This window comes from Aeromonas sp. PrichA-15 (assembly GCF_017939245.1).
In the GTDB taxonomy this organism is placed as follows: Bacteria; Pseudomonadota; Gammaproteobacteria; order Enterobacterales; family Aeromonadaceae; genus Aeromonas; species Aeromonas caviae.
On sequence record NZ_JAGKRH010000136.1, the window covers coordinates 1 to 1,953 of the forward strand.

Consider the following 1,953-nt stretch of genomic DNA (forward strand, 5'->3'; position numbering starts at 1 on the left):
ACGATTGATCTCAGAGCGAGTTTCTTCGACAAGGGTAAGGTGTTCAATCAACGTCATAGCGCGTGCCTCCTGCATGGAGACGCGATTAGATCACAGACGATCTGCCTGTTCAAATTTCATTAACAAAGTGCGATCCCGCCCTGCCCCCTGACCGGCCAGGTATGGTGGTGGTTTGGGGAGGATGAGGGGCTGGAATCGGTGATGGCCAGGCTGGGCGCCAGACTGGTTCGCATGGAGGCACACCATTGGCAGCAGCCCCTCGAGGGGCATCTGCTGGCGCAGGAGAATCACCTGGAGCAGGCCCTTGGCAGTGACTGGCTGGCCTGTTTGCAGCGTTCGAACCTCAAGGGCATAGTACTCTCTCCCCATGAGGCCCTGCGGGGACGCATGGGTGGTGACGCCTGGTGGCGACTGGGACAATCGCCTCTCTATCCCGATCTGTTGCTGGAAACCTGCCAGTCACTGTTCAACCAGCAGGCGAGCCAGTCGATGGGGATGGAGGGGGAGAAGCTCAGGGGGCGGGTGCTGGTGGCGGATGATCACCCCGTCAACCGGGCATTGCTGACGAGGCAGCTCGCTATCCTGGGGCTCGAATCCGAGGTGGTGGAAGATGGCGAAGAGGCGCTGCGCGCCTGGCAGGGGCAGGATTTCGCCCTGCTGCTGACCGACTGCCACATGCCGGTGATGGATGGCTATGCCCTTACGCGAGCCTTGCGGGATGCCGGGGACAGTGCTCCCATTATCGGGGTGACGGCCGATACCTCTGAGGAGGCGAGCCAGCAGATGCGTGATGCCGGCATGAACGACATGCTGTTCAAGCCCTACAGCCTGGATGCCCTGAGCCAGACCCTGGGACGCTGGTTGCCGACTCAGGAAGAACAGCTCGCCTCGGAGGCGCCCCGGCAAGCCAGGGTTCAGCTGCCAGGCATAAGCTGGTTGACCCTGTTTGGGGATGAGGCGGTGGCACGCAGCATGGCCAGCGAATACCTGGAAGCCAACGAGCAGGATGGCGAGGACATGAGGCTGGCGCTGGCCAGCCAGGATACCCAGGCGCTGGTGGAGACGGCACATCGCATCAAGGGGGCCGCGCGCATGGTAGGACAGCAGGCATTGGCAGAGGAGGCGGCCCGGCTGGAGGCGGCGGCCAGATTGAAACAACTGGACAAGCTCGATGACCTGGCCAGGGCGGTACAGGCATTGATGGACTCTATCAGAGGTGAAACGGGGTTATGGCTCGATGAATAGCGCACGGCATGAGTTGGCGATCATGGTGGTGGAGGATCACAACTTCCAGCGCAAGGCCCTGATGCACCAGATCCGCGGACTGGGCTACGGCAACCTGCTGGAGGCGCAGGACGGGGAGGAGGCGCTGGCACAGTGCCAGCACCACAGGGTCGACATCCTGTTCTGCGATCTGCGCATGCCGGGCATGGATGGCATGGCGCTGCTGCGCCGCCTCTCCCTTGGCGGGTTTCGCGGCGGCATCGTGCTGTGCAGCGCCCTGGAGGATGACGTGGTCGATGCCGTGCTGCGCATGAGCCGGGCCTATGGCCTGCAGGTGCTGGGGCGCATCGAGAAACCCGCGTCTCCCCAGCAGATCGCGCAGCTCATCGGTGCCTGGCGGCCCCAGCAGGTACGCAGCCAGGAGGAGGATGGTTATCACCTGACCCTGGATGAGCTGCGCCGGGCGCTGGATCAGGACCAGTTGCTGCCCTGGTATCAACCCAAGGTGGGTTTTCACAACGGGGAGTGGCTCGGCATGGAGGCGCTTGCCCGCTGGCAGCACCCCGAATATGGCCTCATCTCGCCGCAATGCTGTTCACTTAAGCGGAGCCGCATTGCGATTTACCGGAAAACGGGTCTTTGATATCTTCACCGCCCTGGGTCTCGATGGCCTGGGGCGTTTTTCTATGAACATGACGCCTATGCAGCCCCGTAACTCCGCCAACCTCC

General features: G+C 62.6%; 2 pseudogenes. Both read left to right on the forward strand.

From position 1 onward, the window contains the following. Window positions 1-144 precede the first annotated feature (144 nt). Window positions 145-1,245 (forward strand): annotated as a pseudogene (locus tag J9889_RS16270) (response regulator); the annotation flags it as partial. Further along, window positions 1,238-1,810: pseudogene (locus J9889_RS16275) on the forward strand (response regulator); the annotation flags it as partial. The pseudogenes J9889_RS16270 and J9889_RS16275, both read left to right, overlap by 8 nt. Window positions 1,811-1,953: the final 143 nt, after the last annotated feature.